Source organism: Clostridium sulfidigenes (genome assembly GCF_052067195.1).
GTDB lineage: Bacteria > Bacillota > Clostridia > Clostridiales > Clostridiaceae > Clostridium_J > Clostridium_J sulfidigenes.
In genome coordinates, this window is record NZ_JBQHQR010000007.1 from 91,741 (window position 1) to 108,695 (window position 16,955).

General features: G+C 28.2%; 31 protein-coding genes. 1 reads left to right on the forward strand and 30 read right to left on the reverse strand.

Translation table 11 applies throughout. The features are described from left to right. Positions 1–6 precede the first annotated feature (6 nt). Together ACTNBA_RS10080 and ACTNBA_RS10085 are read right to left on the reverse strand one after the other, a co-directional pair. Positions 7–567 carry a GNAT family N-acetyltransferase gene (locus ACTNBA_RS10080; RefSeq protein WP_346871515.1) on the reverse strand — a complete coding sequence of 187 codons (561 nt, stop codon included), beginning with the start codon at positions 565–567 and terminating at the stop codon, positions 7–9. Positions 568–631: 64 nt separating this feature from the next. Beyond that, the gene (locus ACTNBA_RS10085) at positions 632–1,132 is read right to left on the reverse strand and encodes a GNAT family N-acetyltransferase (RefSeq protein WP_441073843.1); all 501 of its coding nucleotides are present in this window, start codon (positions 1,130–1,132) and stop codon (positions 632–634) included. Between the two features lie 444 nt (positions 1,133–1,576). Between ACTNBA_RS10085 and ACTNBA_RS10090 the strand changes: the two genes are divergently transcribed. Continuing rightward, positions 1,577–2,020: a hypothetical protein gene (locus tag ACTNBA_RS10090; RefSeq protein ID WP_441073844.1), complete on the forward strand. Its 444-nt coding sequence runs from the start codon at positions 1,577–1,579 to the stop codon at positions 2,018–2,020. A 212-nt stretch (positions 2,021–2,232) separates the two neighbouring features. On the opposite strand, the gene ACTNBA_RS10095 is transcribed toward ACTNBA_RS10090, so the two are convergent. The 28 genes from ACTNBA_RS10095 to ACTNBA_RS10230 all read right to left on the reverse strand — a co-directional run bounded on the left by ACTNBA_RS10095 (position 2,233) and on the right by ACTNBA_RS10230 (position 16,870). Beyond that, a complete protein-coding gene (locus tag ACTNBA_RS10095) occupies positions 2,233–2,355 on the reverse strand; it encodes a hypothetical protein (RefSeq protein WP_441073846.1) in 123 nt (40 codons plus the stop codon). 206 nt (positions 2,356–2,561) lie between these two features. After that, positions 2,562–2,771 (reverse strand): hypothetical protein, encoded by a 210-nt coding sequence (locus ACTNBA_RS10100; RefSeq protein WP_441073847.1) that lies wholly within the window; start codon positions 2,769–2,771, stop codon positions 2,562–2,564. An 11-nt stretch (positions 2,772–2,782) separates the two neighbouring features. Continuing rightward, on the reverse strand, positions 2,783–3,307 hold the full coding sequence (locus ACTNBA_RS10105; protein ID WP_441073848.1) for a hypothetical protein: 525 nt from the start codon (positions 3,305–3,307) through the stop codon (positions 2,783–2,785). 59 nt (positions 3,308–3,366) lie between these two features. After that, positions 3,367–3,879 carry a GNAT family N-acetyltransferase gene (locus ACTNBA_RS10110; RefSeq protein ID WP_441073850.1) on the reverse strand — a complete coding sequence of 171 codons (513 nt, stop codon included), beginning with the start codon at positions 3,877–3,879 and terminating at the stop codon, positions 3,367–3,369. Positions 3,880–4,195: 316 nt separating this feature from the next. Next, positions 4,196–4,369 (reverse strand): hypothetical protein, encoded by a 174-nt coding sequence (locus tag ACTNBA_RS10115; protein ID WP_441073852.1) that lies wholly within the window; start codon positions 4,367–4,369, stop codon positions 4,196–4,198. 5 nt (positions 4,370–4,374) lie between these two features. Continuing rightward, positions 4,375–4,497, reverse strand: a complete 123-nt coding sequence (locus tag ACTNBA_RS10120; RefSeq protein ID WP_441073853.1) for a hypothetical protein — start codon at positions 4,495–4,497, stop codon at positions 4,375–4,377. Positions 4,498–4,667: 170 nt separating this feature from the next. Then, positions 4,668–5,114, reverse strand: coding sequence for a hypothetical protein (locus tag ACTNBA_RS10125; RefSeq protein WP_346898380.1), 447 nt, complete (start codon positions 5,112–5,114; stop codon positions 4,668–4,670). Beyond that, positions 5,107–5,748 carry a DUF3990 domain-containing protein gene (locus tag ACTNBA_RS10130; protein ID WP_441073854.1) on the reverse strand — a complete coding sequence of 214 codons (642 nt, stop codon included), beginning with the start codon at positions 5,746–5,748 and terminating at the stop codon, positions 5,107–5,109. Before ACTNBA_RS10130 ends, ACTNBA_RS10125 begins: the two co-directional genes overlap by 8 nt. Before the next feature lie 250 nt (positions 5,749–5,998). Next, positions 5,999–6,124 (reverse strand): hypothetical protein, encoded by a 126-nt coding sequence (locus ACTNBA_RS10135; RefSeq protein ID WP_441073856.1) that lies wholly within the window; start codon positions 6,122–6,124, stop codon positions 5,999–6,001. Positions 6,125–6,374: 250 nt separating this feature from the next. Beyond that, on the reverse strand, positions 6,375–6,866 hold the full coding sequence (locus tag ACTNBA_RS10140) for a hypothetical protein (protein WP_441073857.1): 492 nt from the start codon (positions 6,864–6,866) through the stop codon (positions 6,375–6,377). 65 nt (positions 6,867–6,931) lie between these two features. After that, on the reverse strand, positions 6,932–7,147 hold the full coding sequence (locus ACTNBA_RS10145; protein ID WP_441073858.1) for a hypothetical protein: 216 nt from the start codon (positions 7,145–7,147) through the stop codon (positions 6,932–6,934). Beyond that, a complete protein-coding gene (locus tag ACTNBA_RS10150) occupies positions 7,131–7,577 on the reverse strand; it encodes an NUDIX domain-containing protein (protein ID WP_346846858.1) in 447 nt (148 codons plus the stop codon). The genes ACTNBA_RS10145 and ACTNBA_RS10150 overlap by 17 nt, the downstream gene beginning before the upstream one ends. A 123-nt stretch (positions 7,578–7,700) precedes the next feature. Further along, on the reverse strand, positions 7,701–8,372 hold the full coding sequence (locus ACTNBA_RS10155) for an alpha/beta fold hydrolase (protein ID WP_242844096.1): 672 nt from the start codon (positions 8,370–8,372) through the stop codon (positions 7,701–7,703). Between the two features lie 5 nt (positions 8,373–8,377). Beyond that, the gene (locus ACTNBA_RS10160; RefSeq protein WP_441073860.1) at positions 8,378–8,509 is read right to left on the reverse strand and encodes a hypothetical protein; all 132 of its coding nucleotides are present in this window, start codon (positions 8,507–8,509) and stop codon (positions 8,378–8,380) included. 213 nt (positions 8,510–8,722) lie between these two features. Then, the gene (locus tag ACTNBA_RS10165; RefSeq protein WP_441073861.1) at positions 8,723–9,151 is read right to left on the reverse strand and encodes an N-acetyltransferase; all 429 of its coding nucleotides are present in this window, start codon (positions 9,149–9,151) and stop codon (positions 8,723–8,725) included. A gap of 116 nt (positions 9,152–9,267) precedes the next feature. Then, positions 9,268–9,792, reverse strand: coding sequence for an NTPase (locus tag ACTNBA_RS10170; protein WP_441073863.1), 525 nt, complete (start codon positions 9,790–9,792; stop codon positions 9,268–9,270). 325 nt (positions 9,793–10,117) lie between these two features. Next, entirely contained in the window at positions 10,118–10,924 is an 807-nt protein-coding gene (locus tag ACTNBA_RS10175) for a PP2C family serine/threonine-protein phosphatase (RefSeq protein ID WP_441073865.1), read from the reverse strand. A gap of 186 nt (positions 10,925–11,110) precedes the next feature. Further along, the gene (locus tag ACTNBA_RS10180; RefSeq protein WP_441073866.1) at positions 11,111–11,602 is read right to left on the reverse strand and encodes a hypothetical protein; all 492 of its coding nucleotides are present in this window, start codon (positions 11,600–11,602) and stop codon (positions 11,111–11,113) included. Positions 11,603–11,680: 78 nt separating this feature from the next. Then, complete coding sequence (locus tag ACTNBA_RS10185) at positions 11,681–12,109, reverse strand: N-acetyltransferase (RefSeq protein ID WP_441073868.1); 429 nt, start codon at positions 12,107–12,109, stop codon at positions 11,681–11,683. 83 nt (positions 12,110–12,192) lie between these two features. After that, positions 12,193–12,669 carry a GNAT family N-acetyltransferase gene (locus ACTNBA_RS10190; RefSeq protein ID WP_441073870.1) on the reverse strand — a complete coding sequence of 159 codons (477 nt, stop codon included), beginning with the start codon at positions 12,667–12,669 and terminating at the stop codon, positions 12,193–12,195. A gap of 72 nt (positions 12,670–12,741) precedes the next feature. Next, positions 12,742–13,254, reverse strand: coding sequence for an NUDIX hydrolase (locus ACTNBA_RS10195; RefSeq protein ID WP_441073871.1), 513 nt, complete (start codon positions 13,252–13,254; stop codon positions 12,742–12,744). A 284-nt stretch (positions 13,255–13,538) separates the two neighbouring features. Continuing rightward, positions 13,539–13,745, reverse strand: coding sequence for a hypothetical protein (locus ACTNBA_RS10200; protein ID WP_441073873.1), 207 nt, complete (start codon positions 13,743–13,745; stop codon positions 13,539–13,541). A 91-nt stretch (positions 13,746–13,836) separates the two neighbouring features. Then, on the reverse strand, positions 13,837–14,244 hold the full coding sequence (locus ACTNBA_RS10205; RefSeq protein ID WP_346846845.1) for an HIT family protein: 408 nt from the start codon (positions 14,242–14,244) through the stop codon (positions 13,837–13,839). A gap of 54 nt (positions 14,245–14,298) precedes the next feature. Further along, a complete protein-coding gene (locus ACTNBA_RS10210) occupies positions 14,299–14,574 on the reverse strand; it encodes a nucleotide modification associated domain-containing protein (RefSeq protein WP_441073875.1) in 276 nt (91 codons plus the stop codon). A gap of 167 nt (positions 14,575–14,741) precedes the next feature. Further along, complete coding sequence (locus ACTNBA_RS10215) at positions 14,742–15,269, reverse strand: GrpB family protein (RefSeq protein WP_441073876.1); 528 nt, start codon at positions 15,267–15,269, stop codon at positions 14,742–14,744. A 286-nt stretch (positions 15,270–15,555) separates the two neighbouring features. Further along, on the reverse strand, positions 15,556–16,014 hold the full coding sequence (locus ACTNBA_RS10220; protein WP_441073877.1) for an NUDIX hydrolase: 459 nt from the start codon (positions 16,012–16,014) through the stop codon (positions 15,556–15,558). A 23-nt stretch (positions 16,015–16,037) separates the two neighbouring features. Next, positions 16,038–16,445, reverse strand: a complete 408-nt coding sequence (locus tag ACTNBA_RS10225; protein ID WP_441073879.1) for a DUF3795 domain-containing protein — start codon at positions 16,443–16,445, stop codon at positions 16,038–16,040. A 5-nt stretch (positions 16,446–16,450) separates the two neighbouring features. Further along, positions 16,451–16,870 carry a DUF3788 domain-containing protein gene (locus ACTNBA_RS10230; protein WP_441073881.1) on the reverse strand — a complete coding sequence of 140 codons (420 nt, stop codon included), beginning with the start codon at positions 16,868–16,870 and terminating at the stop codon, positions 16,451–16,453. Between the last annotated feature and the right edge of the window lie 85 nt (positions 16,871–16,955).

The following is a 16,955-nucleotide window of genomic DNA, read 5'->3' on the forward strand; positions in this document are numbered from 1 at the left end:
CTGATACTACTCAACTATTGGATTTAATAAAACCATATGCAAATGGTCCTCCCATTTCCCATTTATCTTTTGATATTTTTCAGATAAACCTTCATTTTTGAAGTTAAGTTTTTCTAAAACTTTTAATGAAGATATATTTTTAGGCATTACTGTAGCTTCAATACGATGAAGTTTATATTCATCAAACATAACAGCTATTCCTTTCTTTAATACCTCTGTTATGTATCCTTTATTTGCTTCACTACAATCAATGCTATAACCTACATAACATGATAAGAAAAACCCTTTAGTTATATTACTAAAACAAATTGTTCCAATTATCCTTTCATATCCTATATCTTCTTTTTTAAAAATCCATAGTCTTAATTGTTTACCATCAATTATTTCAATTAATTCCTGTTCAACTGCATTTTTACGATTTTCTAATTTATAAAAATTCTCACTTCTTAATGGATCAAACTCTCTTAAATATTCTCTATTTCTATTAAAATAATCTAATACTAGTTCAGCAAATGAACCATCTATAACTTTTAAAACAAGCCTTTCTGTTTCATATACTTGATACATAGTAATCCCCCTTATTTTTTTGCATACTCCATAGGTTCTTGTGGTTTTCATAGTTCTCTTTCGGTTAAATATTAGTAATTTTCAAATCTTTCAACATAGATATATTCTCATTTTTTTCATCTCTAACTTCATATTCTAAACTTTTATATAGTGAATAAGCAGGTTTATTGTATTTAAAAACGTTGAGTAATATTTTATTAAACCCCTTTTCTATTGCTTCTTTTTCAAGCATAAGCAAGGTCTGTTTTCCATAACCTTGTTTACGGTACTTTTCAAGTATTAAAAAATCGCAAATAAACCCTATATCTTCCTTATACTTTTGATACCAGATAAATCCCAAACTTTCATTGTCCTTATTTACAATCACATAAATATAATTATCTTTTGTGCCCTTTCCTTGTGGGAGCAATTCATTAAAACTTTTTTTTGCATCCTCCAGTGCATTTTCTTCACTAGATAGACCCGCCTTTATTAAATCTTTGGAATAATCTAGAATATCCCACTGAGCAAATCTATCAAATTCAGCATCACTCATTTCTCTAAATTTTATATTGAAGTCTTCCATGTTCTTCCTCCTTAAGTATAGTTTTAATTATACTAATTATAACATGATTTACAATATATTATATATTTATTTATCACACCCAGGGATAGCTGAAAAAAATACCTTTAAAGATAGGATTTTAAACTTTTCAAATCAGATTTTAGGGATGATTAAAAATTTAAATAGATTGGATAGTGAACTGAATTAAATGGTTGAAGCAATGATCTTGCTATGATAAAATATAAAAATAACCACTAAGCAAAATATTTGCAAGGTGGTTGTGTCCCTAAATTACCCTGTGGGATGTTTTTATATTTGTAATTATTAGGGTTAATGAAAGAATAGCAAGAATACAAGTTTTAATGGGAAATAATTATTTTAAAATAAAATTTTAAAAATAGAGTATAAATATAGAGCTTCATATTGAATGGATTCAAAGATGACGTATAGATTAAGGAGTAAAATATGAATAATTTTGGAACTATATTAGCCGTTATAGGTGCAGTGGGATTTATTATAGCAATTTGGATATTGTTTGGATGTCTTTACTTTAAGAAAAGAAATTTTAAAACCGGTTTATTGCTTTTACTTGTTTCTTTGCTGCTTGTGGCAGGTGGGGTTTTTATTGGTGTACAAGGTGAATGGAGCAATGCAGCAAAGGGAATTCCCTTGTCTGAAGAAATCATTGAAATTATTGAAACTAAAAGCGTAGAAGAAACCACACAAGAACAGCAAGCAAAAGTAGGTAGCAGTGTATTTTTAAAAATCAATGAAGATGATTGGGCTAAATATGAAGATAAAATAATGTCATATTACATTGCCTGGCAAAAAAGCTTAAACCATCAGGCAGAAGATGAAGCTATAAAAGTCGAGTTTAAAAATTTGAGAGGGAAAGCCCTTTTAAATTAAGCGATTATCTAAAATTAATGCAAATCAAAATTTATGGATGCACAAGATGAAGATAGTTAAATTCTTGTTAGGCTGGGACGCAGATAGATAACCTTTTTCTATTTTCATATGAAATCCATGTTTATAATTTTTACAGTTGCATTTTAAAAAAGACACCCTATTCTAAAATACTAGGTATTTTAAAATAGGGTGTCTTTATTCTTAAGCTTTTCCTAGACCTCTTCAGTAATATTAAGTGATACCGCACTAGGAGATGTCCAATCTCTAATTCCCTTATTAAATCTTTGAGTATGCCTCTCTCTTGCAGTGTTATAATCATTTCTTCTATGAGCCATTATTTCTTCATCTTTTCCATAACTATTTTATCACCCATGGCACCATTAAAATCATTATTTATTAACCGACTATAATTTTCCAAGTATATAGAATGTGGTGAAGATCATTAAAGCAATAGCAAGTACAATTCCTACAATTAAATTTTTTAATTTTTATTTCCAAGAGTGAAGAATATGCTATAGTTTCAAACTAAAATTAAAATCTCTTAATATGAAAATGTCTGTAGCAGGAGTAGTCCAAAAATTACTACTCCTGCTATACCAGAAAATCTATAGAAAAAAACTTTAGGGTCATCCTTGTCTAACTCTTGTAGAATAAACAAAGTTCTAATAGTGTTCATAATTTTCAAAGGTTTGATAATTATAAATATACTTATTAGTATCAATATAATACAAAGAACTTGGTCTAATAACATAAATACACCCCCTATAATTTTCCAAGTATATAGAATGTGGTGAAGATCATTAAAGCAATAGCAAGTATAATTCCTACAATAATATTCCACATTAAATCTTCACCGGCTGTTTTAGATTTCTTTGCTATATAAATACAAATATAATTTGTTATAAATACTACTACTAAAACAACTAACGCAAATGGTAAAAACTCATTAAAGCTAAATAATAATTTTGTACCCATTTCATTCATTAACCTTATTTGCATAAATGCATTGAATCCTGTTAAAACAGTCAATATATAATAACCTATTATAGTTGTAATTCTCTTTTTTCTAATGAAGTCCCTTCCTTTTTCTTTGTATGCATTATATAACTTTGGGTTTACTATTACTAAATACTTATCATAGTATTCTGCTTTAAAAGTAAATAATATAGATAATGCAAAAAGCATTATTGCTAATATTAGTATAGTTATACCTGGTCCTATGGTGCAGTACAATAAAGATATAATTAATAGTAGTAATATAAAAATGCTAACTTGCTTTACATTCATTTAAATCCATCCCTCTCGATTTTCAAGTCTACTCTTTCACTTTTTTTATCCCCATTGTATTATACGGTCTGCTTACTTAAATAATCTTGTTTAGTTAATTCAACAATTTCATCTGAAACTCTTTTAAACCCTACTTTATTAAACACTTTTTCTGCTGATACTCTGGATTTTGGAAAATCATCGAATACCTTATCTGCTCCTAACTCATTGAAAGCAACATCAACTAATAATCTTAAAGCTTGTTCACTAAATCCATTGCCTCTATGTCTTGCTTCGACTATTATATTAACGCTGTAGGACTTTTTTTCACTGACATATCTTAGAGCGACCTCACCAACAGGTAAATTTTCATCAATCTTAATAATATATGCATAATATCTTTCTGGAATATTATTAATCCATCGGAAAAACCAGTCTCTCCAAGTATTTTCCTTAAAATCTATACATCCTGTTCCATCAGTGTCTCCATATCCTATATTGTAAGTCATTGTTTCTCTATCTGATAAAAGTTTTCTTCTATAATCTAACTCTTCAAACTTAGGTGTCCTTAATTCCACTTTGTTATTTTCCATTTATGCTCCCCCATATTAGATAAATTAGTGTAAAGTTTTATGCACTTTTAATTTTATAAATTATTTGCATATTAAGGTTTCTATAGTGTTTTGTATAATATTAAAATTACACTTCTCAATTACTTCTTACAGACAGTACATCATTTAAGAAGAATGCGTCATAACAGCTTGAGTGCATTATTAAGAGATTTATTGAAACTTAAATAGCATGAAAACTTAGAAGTCATACTAACAATCTCCAGTGAATCTATATCTTTTCAATAATATAATCTATAAATCCTAATGTTATCTTCACATCTTTGCTTGCATAACCATCTCAAATTCTCTTTTCTTTATAAATAACCTTAAATTCGTCAAAAAACTCATCTGCTTCATCTTCTTCAAAGTAGCTGTGTAATATCTTCTCACCATGTTCTTCTTGTAGGTATTCACCAGCTCTAACCTTCTCTCCCATGTTCGCTCGAAAATCACTTGTTGATGGAAAATTCATAAATGCTAGTCCACCTTTAGGCAATACCCTATAAATCTCTTTAACTGCAATACCTTCTTTTCTAATTCAACATCATTACAATACAATAAAAATGTAAATAATTGGGTCTGTCTAAAAATTGGCTTCATAAAATTTTCCTCCATTTTTCTTATTAATCAAATTCTATTATTGATACACATTTCCTACAATTTTTCATTTGCAACATAGTTACATATACTTATTGTAGCATAATTACAATAAAATGTATGTAAAAAAACACCCCTATAAAGAGATGCGCTAAAATAAACAGCCCTGATTTTTAATCAAAGCCGTTAAATAATTTTATTCCTAAATAATCCTGACAATCCTCTAAAACATACATTGGGTCTACAGTATGATAGATTTTATAATTTCTTATTAAATGTTTAACTCCATCTTCTCCTAAAGCAGCTGCGATTTCCTCACCTGTTACCTTTGCTCTATTGCTCCAATCTTGTAGACAATATCCCAGCCAATACATCCTTTCCTTCTCATAGATTATTTCATCCTCATTGTAGACTCTTTCTTTAACCTTATTTTCTTCCATAAATTCTTCAAAGTAGTAATATTGACTTTGTGAATACCATTGAGGTTGATATATTTCAATTCCCTGCTTATATTCACTATTTAAGGCAGTTAAAGTAAAATCTACTTCATCCATATTATATTCCACTGCTAACTTGAAGAATTGTCCAAGGTGTCTACAAGCCATTGAATATTCATCCATTAATATCAACTCCCTCTAACTCATCAAAATATTTACCTACCTTACCAAACTTTTGTCTTATAAAAGTCATCTTTTTATTCATTATATCTTTTTTAGCTCTTACTTCTTTAGAATAATATGCTTTGTCTAATTCATCTAATTGAGTAGCACTACTAAACTCCACTGCATGTATACCAGCTTGAGTCTTTATATTATATTGAACATCTAAATCCATTGAGTTTAGAGCATGAAGACAATGATCTATAGTTATATTATTATTAAAAAATAAATTTAAAGTATCAAACATTTTATCATCTGCAGTAGGACCAATTATAACATCATACTCATGAATATTTTCATATTTTTTATTTAGTATATGATTAATCTCATGATTTAATATAAGTCCTCTATTGTAAGCTATAAACAATATCCAATGAATATCTAAATCAAAAGTCAATGAATTAAGACCATCTACATTAAACATATACTTATTAACATAGGCTGGTTTATCTTTTTTACGAGTTGCCCAGCTTTTAGCCATTTCTATATTAGTAGTTGCATAAAACCCTCTTCCAAAATCACTAAATTTTCTTCCACCCTCATAATTAGGTTTATCTATAATATTATCACTTCCATGATATATAATAAGTTTCATTTAATTCACTTCCTATTCACTGTAAATAACTTAGAATTACATTCCATTGTTTCCATTTGTACATTTATTGAAGTATGTCTGTAACAAACTGTGTAACTATTATAACATATAATACAAATTAAAGTTTCGATGTTTGGTTACTCTATTCTCAATATTGTATTTATCTAATACTGATTGTTAAATAAAATCCTATAAACTACAATAGTCTATATTAGGAACTCTATTAAGGAAGTTGCTAACTAACGTATTATTACATAAATAAGTCCATTTCAAATTCAATTTCGTGTTTTACGGGTATATCAAAGTCTCCAATCAAAGGAATTGTTGGTTTTAACTTTCTTGAAATATCTAATGCATTATGGTAAAGTTTTGCCATATCAAACAATTCCCCTCTAACAACCATGACAGTAGAAAACCAAGTTTTCAGACGATATTGTTTTTATATCCATACTATTTTCTCCTTCTTATTTTAAATAAATGTTTGGCCCTATCTACAATTATTCATTTACAATCATAATTATAATACTTATTATAGCTCATTTACTATAAAATGTATGTATATAAAAAAGCACCCCTATAAAGAGATGCTCTAAATATTGCCTTTTACTATTTTTTATATTAAATAATTATTTTAACTCTTCCATAACCTTCCTAATATCAAAATCCTTATCTTGGATTTTGTAATATTTTTCCTTATGCTGATCTTGTTCTCGAAAACCAATTACGTTATCATCATAAAATGTAATAGAAAATACATCTTTAGTATAAGTAGTGTATTCATCTTCATCATAGCTTGCCATAAAATTAAGACTAAATTTAGACCAATCCTTAGGCCTCCTAGCTTTTTTATAAGATAACTCATCAATTATACTGACTAACTTATTTACTTTGTCATCTTCAGTATTATCTATCCAAGTTGAATTATCTAGTAAATCTGAATCTATTTCATCTTCTTGTATATAGGTATAGTCATATGCATTTACTTGTTTATAGGTGTAATCATAATTATTTTTTGATATTAAGTTATTTGTAGGAAAAATATAAGGTATGTCAATCCATACAATTATAGCAAAGAAAATGAAAATAACTATTCCCCAAATGATTTTTTTCTTATTCACAAATAATCCTCCTAATTTTATAAGGTAGTTTAAAGATTTTACACTTATATTTTATAGTTTCAATGTTATATACTTATTATAGCATAAATGCTATATAATGTATGTTTATATTTACAAAAGTTACTACCATAAATAACACTTTCTATATCACAATTAGGCACTTCAATTTCTACACTTCCTAATGTCGGTTGCAGTATTCCAATTAAACATTTTAACGTAGTACTCTTACCAGAATCAGTAGGTTCAATATGGATTAGCAAATATTTATTCCATACTCTCATTTCCAAGATATACTACCGTTTCTTCATCATTATATAAATTCATTATCTGTTTTCTTAATTTTGAAGGATATAGTGGCTCATTCATAAGATTTTCAATAGGTAACCAATCAAATCCAATTTGATTATAATCACCAGTAATTTGAGCATCAGGTATTTCTTTGATGTACTCACACAAAAATACTAAATCAACTCTATGAAATGACTCCCCTGTTACTCCTTCAATTACAAATTCAAGGGTTTTTGGTTCAACAATCAATCCAAACTCTTCTTTAACTTCTCTTCTAACAGCCTCTTCCAAAGTTTCCTCAGATTCTTGACCACCTCCAGGCATTATATAAAAAATATCACCGTTATCATTGATTTTTGATGCTAACATTTTCCCATCTTTAATAATCAATGCCTTTGCAGAATTACGTATTTTTCTTTCCATTCTCTTACTCCTTTTATATCTTAAAATATAAATAATATTTACTTCGTTCTATCCTATAATTTTTCATTTACAAACATGGTTTCATATACTTATTGCAGCATAATTTCAGTAAAATGTATGTATTCAAAGCATTTTATCAACTATTTCATTTATAGCATCAATTACTATCTGAGGCTTATCCTTCTGTATATAATGACCACAATCTTTAACCATGATGTGTTTACTATAATCCGATAATGTTAATAGGTCATTTTGATAGCTTAACCAAGTTTCTTCCGAAATGGCAGCAGACTCTTCACCTTTATGGTCAGCAGTAAGTACAATTATTGGAATATTCCTTAAAGCATCCTTTTTTCTTATTTCTTTTACTTGCTTAGCACTCATTAATAATTTATCAAAAGTTTGCTCTTCTCCAATCAATTGTTTTCTCACCATTTCTATTTCTTCAGCAGAAGAACGGTTTACCCTATCTTCAAATTGATTTTCATGTGAACAGTCAATAAATATAATACCAGCTAATTCTTTATGATATGTACCAGCGAATAATCTTGCATTATAGCCTCCTATTGAGTGTGCAACTATAATATAGGGTGCTTTAACCTTTGCTTTATTTAAAAGGGTATGTAACTCGTGAACTTGCTCTAAACTTGTTCTTGATAAATCACCTGTAGCACTATTTCTCAGCTGTGCTCTATCATAAGAAAATGTTATTGTAGTTTTTGAAATTTCTTTCTGAACTAACTTCCAAACTCCATTGTCATCGCCTAAACCTGATTCAAATATCACAGTTGGCATTCCCTTCACCTCACATTTATGTTTATTTCTTTATCTTCAACATTCCAGTGACATTGATTCTGTTTCCAGTTAATATCATCACTTACAAAATCTATATTCATATTCCCACCACTTAATACTTTTACTCTATCAACCATATTAGAGCCATTTCATAAATTCATATTTTAAAGTAATTTTAATAAAAGCACCCCTATAAAGAGATGCTCTGAATATTACCTTTTACTATTCTCTATATTAAATAACTATTCCCCAAATGATTTTTTTCTTATTCACAAATAATCCTCCTAATTTAAAAGCGTGTTGCAGAATTTTTTTGCAATACGCTTTCTTTATGTTGATTATATATTAAACTATTTTTCACCAAAAGACATAGTATACTCTATCTCTTTTGTATCCTCATGAATACGTTCATCTACAACTATAAAATCATTTTTATCATAGAAGTTTATTGCTCTTTTGTTTTTTGTAAAGACATCTAATAGGAGATATGGATACCTAGATTTACAATGATCTATCAGTTTCTGTCCTATCCCTTCTTTTTGATACTCTTTTTTCACAAAAATTCCTGCTATATAATCTTGTTCTACAATTCCAATAAAACCCTTTATAATATTATTTTCTTCATAAACATAAATATCAGCAGATGGCAACATTTGTTTCACCATATCATAATTTTTAACCCAGTATTCTTCCGGTATAAAACTGTGAGCGTTAATGTTAGTTTCAAGCCAGATTGCCATTACATCATCTAATTTACTTATATCAAATTTTTTAATCATTCTATTCTCCTTCATTTTTTAAATATTAAAAGTAAGAGTAGAATACACTCATGAAGTTCACCCTTTCGATTGCTTTTCTAATAATATATTTTATACTATTAGAAAACTCTATTAAGCTAAATTAATCCTTGTATTTCATGAAATATGTCTTCTAAAATAGTATTTCTATTTTCATTATTTATTGAATAAATTTCAATTCCAGGAAGTTTTTTTATCTCATCTATATCAGGATGTTTCTCATAAAAAATTGTTCCTGTAACACAATTAGTACTACTTAGAATATTACATATTTGCTGTTTGAATTTTGTTGATAATAATTGAATAGGACCTATTTCATCAATAATGATTATTTTATTTCTATTAGAATAATTGCTAATAGTTTGTAATGCAAAATCCTCAAATGCTTTTATATTGATACCATATCTGCCTATTCTAACATCACTTGGCATATCAACATCCGCTATTCTTTGCCGTTTACCATCTAAACTTACGCAATCAAATCCAATTCTATCAAAATCATTTTTTACTTCCTCAGTATAAAAACCTATACAATTGCATTCTCCTATCATTTGAATAATCTTTTTTAATATTGTAGTTTTTCCGATTCTAGGTTCACCTGATAATAATACTTTAGTCCCCATTTTATTCTCCTTATTATTAAAAATAATAGTTCTCAAATAGTTTACTGTAATTTGGGTAATTATCAGCTTTACAACTAAGTGTAAATACTCCATTTGTACTTTGGGGTTACTTTTTTATATTATATTTTTTAATATAATAGTTAACGCTTAATTTAATACTATTAGGATGTAATTATAACATATTTTGCAAATACCTCATATTCAGTTTGAATAGTACGGCATCCACTTTATATTTAATTTCATAGTATAAGAACATTGAGAAATAAAGCCTATGCTAATTTTTGATATGAGATTTGTCTTTAAAATATTTAACTATAAGGGGGGATTAGCCAGTAGGTTTTGGTGCATCATGATTATTAAAATAAGACCAACCAATTATCGTAGCACTATCTCTACCTTTTTGTTTATGCACCTCATTAAAAACTCTTGATATATTTTGGGATATACTACTATCAAATGTTAGTATTTCACATAATTGTTTGCCATTTTCAAATGTTCTATTTCCACATTCTAATACTCCGTCAGTAAGTAAATATATGTAGTTCTGACCTTCTCTTAATAATCTCGTTCCTGTTGTATAGCAAGGAATATCTAAGTCAAAAGTATTTACTTTTCCAACCCACTCATAGAATTGTCTTTGGTTAAGTGCGAATTGATTTAATTCTATAAGTTCTGGATGAAATAAATATACAAGATTATCTCCTATAGACATCCACCAAAGATATTGTTCTTTTTGAGCTACTATTAGGCATGCAGTCTCGCCTTCTATATACTTACACTTTTCTTTAAATTCTTTACTGCTAAATATATTAAAAAAGAATTTATGCAATTGTATAAAAACATTCTGAATTGGCATATCTAAAATTTGCTCTAAATGATATTGTTCTTTTTTTATTGTTTCAAGAACTAAGTTAGCACTTTCGCTTGTTGCATGTGCATCAAGTAGCAAGGCAAATCGCCAAGCATTGTCACTGCTACAAAGTATCAATGCACCATCCTCATTTTTATATGCACCACTATCAGAATTACCTCCATAGTACCCAAGAGTTATTTCTCCACATATTCTAATTGTATTTTTATTGAGAGACATATCTTCATTTCCAAGCCAATAAAGCCTATTGTTATCAGTCACAAGTCCACCCCCTAAAATAGAATACATAAATTATTTAGTACGTCATATTTTACAATTTTTCATTTGCAAACATGGTTACATATACTTATTGTAGCATAATTACAATAAAATGTATGCATGTAAAAAAGCACCCCTATAAAGAGATGCTTTAAATATTGTCTTTTACTAATTTTTTATATTAAATAACTATTTTAGCTCTTCCATAATCTTTTTAATATCAAAATCCTTATCTTGGATTTTGTAATATTTTTCCTTATGCTGATCTTGTTCTTGAAAACTAATTACGTTATCATCATAAAACGTAATATAAAATACGCCTTTAGTATAAGTAGTATATTCATCTTCATCATAGCTTGCTACAAATTCAAGACTATATTTAGACCAATCCTTAGGTCTCCTAGCTTTTTTATAGGACAACTCATCAATTATACTGACTAACTTATCTACTTCGCCATCTTTATTATTATTTATCCTAATGAAATTATCTAGAAAATCTGAATCTATTTCATCTTCTTGTCTATAGGTATAATCATATGCATAAACATTTTTAAAGGTGTATTCATAGTTGTTTTTTGACATTAAGTTATTTGTAGGAAAAATATATGGTATGTCAATCCATACAATTGTAGTAAAGAAAATTAAAATAACTATTCCCAAAATGATTTTTTTCTTATTCACAAATAATCCTCCTAATTTAAAAGACTGTTGTAGAATTTTTTTTGCAATACGCTTTCTTTATGTTGATTATATATTAAACTATTTTTCACCAAAAGACATAGTATACTCTATCTCTTTTGTGTCCTCATGAACACGTTCATCTACAACTATAAAATTGTTTTTATCATAGAAGTTTATTGCTCTTTTGTTTTCTCTAAAGACATCTAATAGGAGATATGGATACCTAGATTTACAATGATCTATCAGTTTCTGTCCTATACCTTCTTTTTGATATTCTTTTTTCACAAAAATTCCTGCTATATAATTTTGCTCTACAATTCCTATAAAACCCTTTATAATATTATTTTCTTCATAAACGTAAATATCAGCAGATGGCAACATTTGTTTCACCATATCAAAGTTATTAATCCAATATTCTTCCGGTATAAAACTGTGAGCCTTAATGTTAGTTTCAAGCCAGATTGCCATTACATCATCTAATTTACTTATATCAAATTTTTTAATCATTCTATTCTCCTTCATTTTTAAAATATTAAAAGTAAGAGTAGAATACACTCATGAAGTTCACCCTTTCTATTGCTTTTCTAAATTTATGTTGTTCTATGGATATACATTCTTGTCAGATTTTTTTCACCCTCGGCTTGGACCATACACAGAAACTCCCAACCATAACGCTCATAAAAAGACGTGTGGTCTGTAACAAGATAAAGTGTATCAATATTTTTTTCTCTCATATCATCACATACATAGTTCAGCATTTTACCAGCAATTCCTTGACAGCGATAATCATCTTCCACATAAACAGCACATACATTAGGAGTTAAATCTTTTCTGTTGTGAAAATCATTTTCTATTACACCAAGTCCACCTACAATTTTATCTCCTATTATTACTATATACCATTGTGGAACAGGAGTTTTATTTTTCATACATTCATCTATACTTTCAAGATATGCTTCAAGGGGAATATTCCACTTCTCATGAAACCAATTTGCTGCGTAGTTTTTTAATTCAGGGTGTTCCTGTATTTTTATAAGATCTGCTGTTACTGTCAAATTATTACTCACAATAAAACCTCCTAAAATTACATTTATACTATTTGAGAATATTTCGAATTACCTCAACGATAAATTTGGAATTTATTGTTGTAAATATCCTTTTTGATTGAAATAGTTTAAATAGCGTTTCTTCTGTGTTTCTATCATTTCTCCAGAGTTTACAAAAGAAATGAAATCTGTTTCATTTAACCATTTATATGACATAGTTTCTCCCTTTTGAAGTGTTATAGATGTTTTATCACAATCCGTAACGCACAAGAAAGTATAGAAAATACACTTATCATCATCGAAAACAAAATGGTCAACCTCTTCAAAATTTTCTGAAACAATTCCTGTTTCTTCAAGCAATTCTCTTTTGATACACGCCATCTTATCCTCACCTTTAAGTGCAGAACCTCCTGCTGTAGCTTCGTAATATCCACCATAATTACGTTTAGATAAGTCACGCTTCATAAGCAAATAATCGCCATCCTTATGCTGAACAAGAACTTCGCATACCAGATGATATAAACCATCTGGCAATACATCTCCACGAATTAAGTCTATATTGGCACGTGTTCCATCTCTAAAATATCCATCCCAAAATTCCATCATAAGTCCCCCTACAAATTCCTATTTATCTATGCTTTTTTTAATAATCTTTATTCCACCTTAATCTATTATTGAGCATCAATTTATAACCTTCTGTAAATTCAACCTCTTTATTTACATTGTTTCAGTAACTACAAACTTTAATTACAGCATATTCTAAAAATATTTATAATTTTAAGTTCGCACTTTTCTTACAAATTTCTATTTACAAACATGGTTTAATATGATTATTATAGCATAATTACAATAAAATGTATGTATATAAAAAGCACCCCTATAAAGAGATGCTATGTTAAATTATCTAGTAACTCTGAATCTATTTCATTTTCTAGCATATAGGTATAGTAAAATGCACGTACTTGTTTATAGGTGTAATCATAGTTGGTTTTTGACATTAAGTTATTTGTAGGAAAAATATATGGTATGTCAATCCATACAATTGTAGCAAAGAAAATTAAAATAACTATTCCCCAAATAAATCTTTTCTTATTCACAAATAATCCTCCTAATTTAAAAGCGTGTTGCAGAATTTTTTGCAACACGCTTCTTTATGTTGATTATATATTAAACTTGTCTACTTTTGTTTTAAATTTCTTTATCAAGCATTATTTTTAATTCTTTGGCAATCTCTTGTGAAAAATTATGTTTTTTATCACTAAATGTCCACCCAAATCCGTCTCCCTTATATCTTGGAAAAACATGCATATGGTAATGTCCAATATCATTAAATTCTCCACCATTTTGCATTACACTATAGCCATCAGGAGAATACTTTTCTTTAATTACCTTAACAATTCTTTTAGATAATACCATCATAGACGTTACTACCTCAGTTGGAATTTCATCAGTATCTAAATAGTGGCTTTTAGGAATTATAAGTACATGGCCTTCATTTATTGGCTCTATAGTTAAGAAACACATAATTAAATCATTCTCATATACTAAGTTACATGGTAAGTCACCTTTTACAATTTTACAAAATATACAATCCATAGTTACCTCCTTAATTATTCTTAAACTTTCGTATTATAATACTATTGTTCATTATTACTCTCCATCTCTATTTTCTATTTCAATGATAGTCATGATAGCGTAATTGGCTAAATCTAATAGTGTATCAATAATGCTTTCATCTTTTACTTCAGCATCCTGCTTAATTAATTGCTTATATCTTCGCAATTTATCTTCTAATCTTATTGCAGGCATAGTCAAACCATACTCTTGAAATCCTTTTGTAAAACTATCTCCATAATCTTTATTCTTTGCGGTATATATTTCATTTAATTTTCCACATATTTTCTTGTGTTGATCAATTTTTTCCATATAATATAAAACACTCCTTTCATATTATTAGTATTTTTTTCTATTATTAATAAATTATAACATATATCGTAAATACCATACTATTCAATTTTCAAATATCAATATGTCTTAATTAGTTCTCAATATAAGAATATTGTGCATTATGTTTTGCGTGGATTATGCTTAAACTATTTAGTATAGTTTTTATCTGCAAGCTGTTTTATTTTATCAAAAAACGCCCGTTTGCCTTCTGTGTATTTTTCCCTATCATCAGAGTACATCTTATAAAGTTCCTGCTTTAATAATTCATATTCTTTGGCAAATTCAGAATGAGAACGAATAAAATCTCTAAACTTTATTTGGTCTGCAAATTGCTCACAGTTTTTTTCTTCATAGCAATGTATATGTTGCAAAGAAACCTCACCTTCACCTCTTAAAATAAATAGATGCTTTCCAGTTATTACTTCACCATAATATTCATATCTGTTTTCCTTCATTGCATTAAAAACAGATTTTGTTATAGTTTTTAATACAACGGCAATATCCAACATAGGTTTTGCCACTATACCTTTTATAGCTGTACTGCCAATATGCTGAATATCTACAATATTATCCCCATGAATATTAATAAGAGTCTGCTTCGTTTTCTCAAACTCCTCTGCCCATTTTTCATTATGTTTTTCTAAAATAACCTTATATTTTGGTACACCTAACATATCACACCTCACAATATAGTATATAAATAATCTTTGTTTCACAATAATTTACTATTACGATTTAAATCCCTATTGCTATATACATATAATAGCATATATTCCATAACTAAACTATTTGATTTTAAAAGATAATTATATAAGAATGTAGTGTGGTACTACCAATTGGTTATCTCATTATTTCCTTGAATGGCGAAATAATAAATACCGCTTATCAGTTTGAATAGTACGGTATTTTCATAAATTATTCAATTTTATTATTAGTGAGCTATTTATATTTTTTACAGCTTTACATTTCAATTACTTCACTATATTGAATGTCATTTCTATAATTATCAAGAGCTATTTTTCTAATATCAATAATTTCATTTGGAAGATTATCTATTTTAAACCATCTCAATTCTGAGCACTTATCTGGTTCTATGACTTTAGGTATACCATGATACTTATTAACGACAAAATAAATATCATAATAAGTTCTTCCTCCAGTATTGCTAACACGATGAGATAGATGAACAAAAGATAAATCTTTAATTTTCACATCAATCCCTAACTCTTCTGCACACTCTCTTACAACAGCCATTTTAGCCGTTTCACCTTCATCCACATGTCCACTTGCTGCTATATCCCACTTCCCGTCTTGATAACCAGTATTTTTTCTTCGATGCAATAAAATTTGTATAGTATCATCCTTCTCTTGTAAAATAATTGGAAATATTGCTGAAAATGACTTAAAATGTTTTCCCATTTTTCACCTCTTCAAATTATTTATTAAAATTTATTTTTCTTATACTCGTCAATTCTTGATTTATTATCATAAGCAAGTAAATACTCATTATATTTAGAAGCATCATAGTTTTCTCCTAATTTTTCTTTTGCTTCATCTGCTGAAAGTCCTTGCCTTTGATTAAAAGTGGAACAGGGATATTTGTTACATTCTCCACAATGATTTAAATTTTCTTCTATAACGCATTTTCTTACAGAACAATTGGTATCAATAAGTTTTCGATTTTCTTTTTCGCATCTACATCCATCACAATGTATATCTTCTTCTAAAATATCAAGGTCATAATAATCCTTCCATGCTTTTGAAAGCTCTTTTCGCTGGTCATTTTCTTTTATATTTGGTTCAAATGCTTTGCATAAGTCGCAACAATATCCACATCTTGTTATATTCATGATAATTACGCTCTCTTTCTATTTGGTTTTTTCTTTATAAATAATAATCTTTCTATATCTGCGATTACTGTGTTATTTATTATATCTAAATATAACCATTTCCCATCATGATACTGGCGAGTATTATCATAGAAATTATTAATATATTCAGAGAAGTCTTTCCTTGAAGTTTCAAATTTTTCTCGTTCATTCTTTCCCAATATAATTAAAACTCTCATACCTTTTTCTCTTGGATACAACGCACAAAATGTTTTTCCACTCTTACGATATTTTAATTCAAAAACACCTGTTTTCGCGCCATTATCCCATAGCATATCCATATCGTAATTATCCTTAATGAAGTTATTGATAGCACACCAAGTTTTAAATACATCCTCTTCCATTAATTGATTCAATTCTTCTTCTGTTGGTATTTTTTCAAGCATAAGTATATCCCCCTTTTTATAAATTCAAATAATTGAAACTTATATAATCATCATTGTCTCCTATAGATAAGTATGTATATTTATT